7 protein-coding genes are annotated in these 5,991 nt (G+C 70.3%); 2 read left to right on the top strand and 5 right to left on the bottom strand.

The genetic code is table 11. The features are described 5' to 3' along the window. The 4 genes from JMF90_RS20345 to ftrA all read right to left on the bottom strand — a co-directional run. A partial coding sequence (locus JMF90_RS20345) for a malate/lactate/ureidoglycolate dehydrogenase (protein ID WP_201325364.1) occupies nucleotides 1-698 on the bottom strand: 698 nt, incomplete at its 3' end. A 60-nt stretch (nucleotides 699-758) separates the two neighbouring features. Further along, nucleotides 759-2,213, bottom strand: coding sequence for a M20 family metallopeptidase (locus tag JMF90_RS20340; protein ID WP_006480804.1), 1,455 nt, complete (start codon nucleotides 2,211-2,213; stop codon nucleotides 759-761). A gap of 77 nt (nucleotides 2,214-2,290) precedes the next feature. Next, complete coding sequence (locus JMF90_RS20335) at nucleotides 2,291-3,361, bottom strand: nitronate monooxygenase family protein (RefSeq protein WP_078041573.1); 1,071 nt, start codon at nucleotides 3,359-3,361, stop codon at nucleotides 2,291-2,293. Between the two features lie 86 nt (nucleotides 3,362-3,447). Beyond that, nucleotides 3,448-4,410, bottom strand: coding sequence for a transcriptional regulator FtrA (gene ftrA / locus JMF90_RS20330; RefSeq protein ID WP_078041574.1), 963 nt, complete (start codon nucleotides 4,408-4,410; stop codon nucleotides 3,448-3,450). Between the two features lie 114 nt (nucleotides 4,411-4,524). On the opposite strand from ftrA, the gene JMF90_RS20325 reads away from it, so the two are divergent. Then, nucleotides 4,525-4,944, top strand: coding sequence for a rhodanese-like domain-containing protein (locus JMF90_RS20325; protein WP_078041575.1), 420 nt, complete (start codon nucleotides 4,525-4,527; stop codon nucleotides 4,942-4,944). A gap of 90 nt (nucleotides 4,945-5,034) precedes the next feature. Beyond that, nucleotides 5,035-5,361, top strand: a complete 327-nt coding sequence (locus tag JMF90_RS20320) for a superinfection immunity protein (RefSeq protein WP_006480800.1) — start codon at nucleotides 5,035-5,037, stop codon at nucleotides 5,359-5,361. 15 nt (nucleotides 5,362-5,376) lie between these two features. On the opposite strand, the gene JMF90_RS20315 is transcribed toward JMF90_RS20320, so the two are convergent. Beyond that, nucleotides 5,377-5,991: cytochrome P450 (locus JMF90_RS20315; protein WP_201325363.1), on the bottom strand; the 615-nt coding region annotated here is incomplete at its 5' end.

Genomic DNA, 5,991 nt, shown 5'->3' with positions numbered 1-5,991 from the left:
CCGAACGGCTGCTCGTGCATCACGGCCGGATCGTCGGTCGGCTCGCCGCGATGGTCGATCAGCGACCCGGCCGGCACGCGCTTGCCCTGGTTGTACGCGACCCGCGTCTTGCCGTACGCGATCGCGCTCGTCGCGAAATCGAGCAGCAGCGGCGGCTTGCCGGCCCGCGGATACGCGGCGCAGAACGGGTTCGTGCCGAAACGCGGATCGGTGCCGTGCAGCGGCGCGACCAGCAGGTCACCCGGCACGTTGACGAAATGGAACGACACGAGCCCCGCGTGCGCACACTGCTCGGCCCAGTGCCCGATGCGGCCGAGGTGATGGACGTCGCGCAGCCCGATCGCGCAGATCCCCATGCGCCGCGCGCGCTCGATCCCTTCGACCATCGCCTCGAACGCGATCACCTGGCCGAAGCCGCGCCCGCCGTCGATCGTCAGCACCGCGCCGCCATCGCGAACGATCGACGCGTGCCCGTTCAGTTGCAACTGCCCTTCCCGCCACGACGCGACGTAATTCGGGATCATCCCGATCCCGTGCGAATCGTGGCCCGCGAGATTCGCGCCGACCAGGTGATCGGCGACGAGCGTCGCTTCGCGCGGGTTACTGCCGGCCCGTTCCCAGAGTGCCGCGACGAACGCATGCAGCGGTTCGGCGCGCATGCGCAGCGGTGCGGTATCGGGCGTCGGCAGTGCGGTCATTGGCAACACTCCATCCAGTCGGTGCGGGTCGGGCAATCGGTCCGTCCGATGCTGCGACGCTCAGCGCGCGGTCGCGATCACGTCGGCCACGGCTGCGGTGAGCTTCTTCGCGTACGGCACGTGCAGGAACTCGTTCGGGCCGTGCGCGTTCGACTTCGGCCCGAGCACGCCGCACACCATGAATTGCGCGGCGGGAAAGCCTTCCTGCAGCACGTTCATCAGCGGGATCGTGCCGCCGAGGCCCATGTACGCGCAGTCGGCGCCGAAGTGGCGGCGCGATGCGGCGTCGAGCGACGACGCGAGCCACGGCGCGAGATCCGGCGCGCTCCAGCCCGTCGCGGCGCCGGCGTCCGGCTTGAACGTGACCTTCGCGTTGTACGGCGGATCGAGTTCGAGCAATTCCTTCAACTGCTGCACCGCCTGCGCGGCGTCGACGAGCGGCGGCAGCCGCAGCGACAGCTTGAACGCGGTGCGCGGACGCAGCACGTTGCCCGCATCGGCGAGCGCCGGCATGCCGGCCGCGCCCGTGACCGACAGCGACGGACGCCACGTCGAATTCAGCAGCGCCTCGCGCGGATCGGTCGTGGTCGGCAGCACGGGCTTGCCGTCCTGGCCGCACGCCCAGGGCAGCCCCTTCCATACCGTGTCGCCGAGGATCGCGGCGGCGGCCTCGGCTTCGCGCACGCGGCTCGACGGAATCTCGCAATGGAACGCGCCCGGCAGCAGGTTGCCGTTCTTCGCGTCCTCGAGGCGCTCGAACAACTGGCGCATCACGCGGAAGCTCGACGGCGCGATGCCGCCGTACACGCCCGAGTGGATACCTTCTTCCAGCACCTCGACCTGCAGGTCGCCGGACACGAGGCCGCGCAGCGACGTGGTGAGCCACATCTGGTCGTAGTTGCCGGCGCCCGAATCGAGGCACACGACGAGCGATACCTGGCCGAGCCGGTCGCGCAACGCGTCGACGTACGGCAGCAGGTCGTAGCTGCCCGACTCCTCGCAGGTCTCGATCAGGCCGACGCAGCGCGGCCGCTCGATGCCCTGCTCGTCGAGCGCGCCGAGCGCTGCGAGGCTCGCGTAGATCGCATAGCCGTCGTCCGCGCCGCCGCGGCCGTACAGCTTGCCGTTCTCGAACTTCGGCGTCCACGGGCCGAGGTCCGCGCGCCAGCCGTCGAATTCGGGCTGCTTGTCGAGGTGGCCGTACAGCAGGATCGTGTCGGTGCTGCCCGATCGCGTGGCCGGCGACTCGAAGAAGATCACCGGCGTACGGCCCGGCAAACGCACGATTTCGAGCTTCAGGCCTTTCACCGGCTGCCGTTCGGCCCACTGCGCGGCGTCGGTGACGACGCGTTCGAGATAGCCGCGCTTCGCCCAGTCGGGGTCGAATGCGGGGCTCTTCGCGGGGATCGCGATGTAGTCGGTCAGCGCGTGGAGGATTTCATCGTTCCACTTGCGCTCGATGAAGGTAACGAGCTTGTCATGGTCGAGGACGGGGGTAGTGTCGACGGAAGTCATGGTGGGGTGCCTGGATCGGGCTGACGAAAACCCAGATCATACGCCGATGCTCCCCTGCCGGCGCCCCTCCTGGCCGTTCAGCCAGCGTTCGGAAACGCGTCGCGCAGCCCGGCCGCGCAGGCGAGCGCGTCGCGCCACAGGCGTCGCGTGAGCTCACCCGCATCCTCTTCGCGCGCGAGCGCCGCGGCCTCGCCCGACCACAGCAGCGAGAAATCGTCGCGGCCCTGCCGCTCGAACGCGCCGCGCAGCGGATCGACCGCGGCCGTCGCGAGCGGAAACGTGGGCGCGAGCGCACTCATCGGCCCCTGTTCGCGCATGAAGCGCGTCAGCAGCCCGCGCGCGGGGCGGCCCGTATACAGGTTGGTGATGCGCGTGCCGTCGTCGCGGGCGGCGCGCACGGCCGCACGATGCTGGGCCGAACGACCGGCCTGGGGCGTCAGCAGATAGCCGGTGCCGATCTGCACCGCGCGAGCGCCGAGCGCGAACGCGGCCGCGATGCCGCGCCCGTCGGCGATCGCACCGGCCGCGATCACCGGCGCGCGTACGGCATCGACGATCTGCGGCAGCAACGCGAACAGGCCCGGCTGCGCGTGGATATCGTCGGTCAGGAACATCCCTCGATGGCCGCCGGCCTCCGCTCCCTGCGCGACGATCGCGTCGACGCCGCGCGCATCGAGCCAGCGCGCCTCCTCAACGGTCGTCGCGGACGACACCACCTGCGCGCCCGTGCGGCGCACGCGGTCGAGCAGCGTGTCGTCCGGCAGTCCGAAATGGAAGCTCACGACGGACGGCCGCAGTTCCTCGACGACCGCGCACATCGCATCGTCGAACGGCGCGCGGCCGGGGCCGCCTTTCACGTCGGCCGGGTCGAGCCCGGCTTCCGCGTAGTAGCCGGCGAGCGCCGCGCGCCAGCGCGCATCGACCTCGGCATCGGGTGCGGGCGGCGCGTGGCAGAAGAAATTCACGTTGAACGGCGCGGCCGTGCGCGCACGGATCGCCGCGATCTCGTCGCGCAACTGCTGCGGGCCGAGCGCCGCGCATGCGAGCGAACCGAGCCCGCCGGCTTCGCACACGGCGATCGCGAGCGGGCTCAGCGAGCCGACCATCGGGGCCTGGATCAACGGCAAACGGGAAGGCAGCATCGTCATCGGAATCCCTTTTAGTATGAGTGGCCCTCGCCACATGGGTGGTGTTTTTCATCGTCGCGCACGAGCGGCCGCACCGAGCGCGCCCGCTACGTGCCGCCGCGATCCATCCCGCGCCGGTACGCGGCCGGGCTCGTCGCCGCGACGCGCCGGAAATGCCGGCGCAGCGATTCCTCGGAACCGAACCCCGCGCGCGCCGCGACCTGCGCAAGCGGCAACGCGGGCTGCGCTTCGAGCATGTCCTTCGCGACGTTCACGCGTTCGCGGATCAGCCACGCGAGCGGCGACATCCCCGTCGCATCCGCGAACTGACGCTGCAGCGTGCGCGTGCTCATCGCGGCCTGCGCGGCGAGCGAGGCCAGCGTGTGCGGCTCGGCCGCATGCGCGCGCATCCAGTCGATCAGCTTCGCGAGCCGGTCGGTGCCGCCCGGTGCGACCGGACGCGGCACGAACTGCGCCTGCCCGCCGTCGCGATGCGGCGGCAGCACGAGGCGCTGCGCGACGCGGTTGGCGATCGCGCCGCCATGATCGCGGCGCACCAGATGCAGCAGCATGTCGAGCCCCGCCGCCGAGCCGGCCGACGTGACGATCTGCCCTTCGTCGACGTAGAGCGCATCGGGATTCACGCGCAGCGCCGGATAACGCGCCTGCAGACGTTCCGCATACCGCCAGTGCGTCGTCACGGTAAGGCCGTCGAGCACGCCGGCCGCCGCCAGCACGAACACGCCCGAACAGATCGAGCAGAGCCGCGCGCCGCGCCGGTGCGCGGCCCGCAGTTTCTTCAGCAACGGCTCGGGCGGCAGTTCGTCCGGATCGCGCCAGCCGGGAATCACGATGGTGTCCGCGCGATCGAGCGTCGCAAGCCGGTAAGGCGCGGCAACGGTAATGCCGCCCGCCGCGCGCGCGGGCCCCGGCTCGCTCGCGCAGACCGCGAAGCGATACCAGTCGACGCCGAGTTCAGGACGCTCGAGCGCGAACAGCTCGACCACGCAGCCGAATTCGAACGTGCAGAGGCGATCGTAGGCGAGCGCGACGACGAGATGATTGTGCATGGCGCGATGTTACCGGAACTTGTCGATCGCGCCACTGCCGCGAAACGCGCCGAACCGCGATACTGCCCTTCATTGCGGCGCGTTCCGTGCCCGCTCAACCAGGAGAGCCCGACCATGTCCCATGTCACCGACGTCCCCGCCGCCGACAGCCCCGCCGCCCTCGCGCATTTCGAGGCCTCGCTGCGTTTCGAGACCGATTGCTGGGACGTGCACGACGCCTTCGCGTCCGACACGCCCGATTTCGTGCTGCTCGACGTGCGCGGCCCCGACCAGTTCGCCGCCGGCCACGTGCCCGGCGCGCGCAACCTGCCGCACCGCAAGATCATCGAAAGCAAGCTCGCCGGTTACCCGGCCGACACGCTGTTCGTCGTCTACTGCGCGGGCCCGCACTGCAACGGCGCCGCGCGCGCGGCGATCCGGCTCGCGCGCCTCGACCGGCCGGTCAAGCTGATGATCGGCGGCGTGACGGGCTGGCTCGACGAAGGTTTCGCGCTGAGCAACGACGTGCAGCCGGCGGACGCCGAAGCCGCCTGATCGTCACCAAAAGCGCAACAATCAATTGCCGGCACACAAACGGAAAAAGCGCGACAATCAGCCTCATTGCAGTTCGGACGGAGCAGCACCATGCATGATGCAGTCCTGATTCAAGTGGCCGGTTCAGTCGCGGCGATCGCGCTCTATTTCCTGCCGGCCGTCATTGCCGACCGGCGCGGCCGGCACGACAAGCTGACGATCGCGATGTTCAACGCGCTGTTCGCGTGGACGGGCATCGGCTGGCTGATGACGCTGTACTGGGCGTGCCAGCCGAACCCGCGCACCGACGTCGCGCAAACGATCCTGGCAAAGCGCCGCGGCGTCAGCATGCGGACCTTCTCGACCGGCCTCGTCGAACGCGTGCAGCGCCGCGTCGCCGCCCAGGAGCAATGGGCGGAAAAGCAAGGCTGCCGTTAAGTTCCTCCTTCCCCTTCACCGATTCGCGTCGAACTTCGGCATCCTGACGTTGGTCGACGCGCGGTAATCCCACTTCAGTGCGTCGCGCGGCGGCCAGCCGCCCGCGCGCAACCGCGCCGCGAACGCCCCCGCCGTCACTGCCCGTGCGATCCGCTCGCCCGGACACCCATGCGGCCCCGTGCCGAAGCCGAAATTCAGCCCCGCCGGGCGGCCGGGCGTCAGCCGGTGCGGATCGCGATGCACGGCCGGATCGCGGTTCGCCGCGGCCAGCACGACGAGGATCGCGTCGCCGGCTTCGACACTCACGCCTTCGATCATCGTGCGTGCCGCGACGAAGCGGCGCGTGTTCTGCACCGGCGTATCGAAACGTCCAACTTCGGCGACGAATGCATCGAGCGCGGCCGCATCCGGCACCCCGCCTGAGTCGCCCACGTCGCCGTTCCATGCCACGAGCACATTGCCGAGCCATGCGGCGGTCGCCTCGCACGTCTGCGACAACAACCCGACCAGATTCGCAACCAGCGCGCCGCTCGCGTGCCAGCCCGACGCGCGGGCCGCCTGCTGCACCGCGGCGACCAGCGTGCCGTCGTGCGCACGCGACTGCGCGACACGTTCCGTCATCCGGTCGAG

Origin of the sequence: Burkholderia sp. E168m23, assembly GCF_016586125.1 — a bacterium.
Classification (GTDB): domain Bacteria; phylum Pseudomonadota; class Gammaproteobacteria; order Burkholderiales; family Burkholderiaceae; genus Burkholderia; species Burkholderia orbicola.
The sequence above is the reverse complement of the archived record's forward strand: the minus strand, read 5'-3'. Positions and strand labels throughout refer to the sequence as shown.

Bases quoted from the DNA above. Each gene is read 5' to 3' on its own strand.
- JMF90_RS20340 (WP_006480804.1), bottom strand. From the start codon at position 2,213: ATGACTTCCGTCGACACTACCCCCGTCCTCGACCATGACAAGCTCGTT.
- JMF90_RS20335 (WP_078041573.1), bottom strand. From the start codon at position 3,361: ATGACGATGCTGCCTTCCCGTTTGCCGTTGATCCAGGCCCCGATGGTC.
- ftrA (WP_078041574.1), bottom strand. From the start codon at position 4,410: ATGCACAATCATCTCGTCGTCGCGCTCGCCTACGATCGCCTCTGCACG.
- JMF90_RS20325 (WP_078041575.1), top strand. From the start codon at position 4,525: ATGTCCCATGTCACCGACGTCCCCGCCGCCGACAGCCCCGCCGCCCTC.
- JMF90_RS20320 (WP_006480800.1), top strand. From the start codon at position 5,035: ATGCATGATGCAGTCCTGATTCAAGTGGCCGGTTCAGTCGCGGCGATC.